Source organism: Oleiphilus sp. HI0079, from assembly GCF_001635105.1.
This window is the reverse complement of record NZ_LWFT01000567.1, coordinates 1-1,406: the sequence shown is the minus strand read 5'-3', so window position 1 is coordinate 1,406 and position 1,406 is coordinate 1. Positions and strand designations below refer to the sequence as shown.

The window sequence follows — 1,406 nt, the reverse complement described above, 5'->3', positions numbered from 1 at the left end:
CGGTGTTCTTTAGGCAAGGCAAATTTATGCTTTGAGATCGTCCACATAGGCTGTTCAAGCTCTGTCAGTGCAAACGCGCACCACTGATCATACTGAGCTCGGCGAAAAGGACTTAAGGTGGGAATCAGCTCCGCCTCTGGTTTCAAAGCACAAAGGTAATTGAGTATCGCAAGCGATTCGGTGATGATTCCGCCTTCGGTCCTCAACGCTGGAAGCTTTCCTGCCGGATTTATTTCTAGAAATTCAGGCGTTCTTGCTTCAGCTTTTAAAAGGTCAATATAGTGGTATTGATAATCCAGCCCCAGCTCCTCAAGAAGCCATGTAGCGCGCAGTGCTCGAGTATTTGGATATCCGTATAAGATTAAGCTCACAGCAAGATCCTCGTTATTATTTGTTTTGCCGAGCTTTAGATTACTTTGATCTAACCCAAGGAAGCAATACGTAAGCATTTGCGGCAAGATACTTGTCTCAATCGCTCGCACCACATCGCTCAACGCGTATAATGAATTGATAACTTAGTGGACTTCTTAAAATGCATTTCAAGCACCTCAGTTGCGATGAACTCGCGCAGTGGTTGGGCGAGAAACCCAACGACCTCAACATCATTGATATTCGAGACCGGGTTTCCTATTCCCAAGGACATATCGAGGGGGCCGTGCATGTTGATAACTCAAACGTCACACACTACCTTGAGTCCACAGACCTTAAAAAGCCACTCATTGTTTGCTGCTACCATGGCAACTCTAGCCAGAGCGCGGCAGAGTATTTTTTTGAACAAGGGTTTGAAGAAACCTACAGCCTCGATGGCGGGTTTGAAGAATGGCGAACAAAGCCATACTCACGTTGAGCCGAAAAATAAGCTCTTCGTTAATCGAAACATCACTAATCAAAGAACAGATCCAAGGAACAAACTATGCCTGACGCACTCGTAAACGGATCCGCCGACTCTAAAATCATCCTCGTTAGGAAGGAGTCGTTCGAGCAATGGAGCGAAACGCAACCCGAACAGCTTCAGCAGTGGTTCAAAGCAAACAATTATAAGGGCAAAGGTGTGCTGATCCTGCCAAGCTCCGAAGCCCAATCTACACAGGCAGTTTACGGCCTAAGCGACCTTAATGATTTTTTTCTCGCTGGCGATCTACCGACCCAACTACCCGAAAACACCTATCAAGCAGACTTTTCAGCGCTGGAGAATGACAGCTCGATCGATCAAGAACTTTCGAACCTGTTGCAGTTTCGGTTTGCTGTTAGCTGGGGCTTGGCGTCCTATCAGTTCGAGCAGTACAAAAAAGCCGATGCGACCGTTGCAAAACTTGCCATTAGTGACGAATCGATGTTGAGTGAAGTTACCAATGTCGTAGATGCAATATCGCTCACAAGAGATCTGATTAACACGCCAGCCAATG

General features: G+C 46.5%; 3 protein-coding genes. 2 read left to right on the top strand and 1 reads right to left on the bottom strand.

Going from position 1 to position 1,406, the window contains the following annotated elements:
• On the bottom strand, nt 1-371 hold a 371-nt coding region (locus tag A3750_RS09305), incomplete at its 3' end, for a glutathione S-transferase family protein (protein WP_197474978.1).
• Between the two features lie 161 nt (nt 372-532).
• Between A3750_RS09305 and glpE the strand changes: the two genes are divergently transcribed.
• Nucleotides 533-847, top strand: coding sequence for a thiosulfate sulfurtransferase GlpE (glpE, locus tag A3750_RS09300; RefSeq protein ID WP_068457341.1), 315 nt, complete (start codon nt 533-535; stop codon nt 845-847).
• A 66-nt stretch (nt 848-913) separates the two neighbouring features.
• On the top strand, nt 914-1,406 hold a 493-nt coding region (locus A3750_RS09295; protein ID WP_197474977.1), incomplete at its 3' end, for a hypothetical protein.

Coding starts and splice junctions, on each gene's coding strand:
- glpE (WP_068457341.1), top strand. CDS start 533: ATGCATTTCAAGCACCTCAGTTGCGATGAACTCGCGCAGTGGTTGGGC.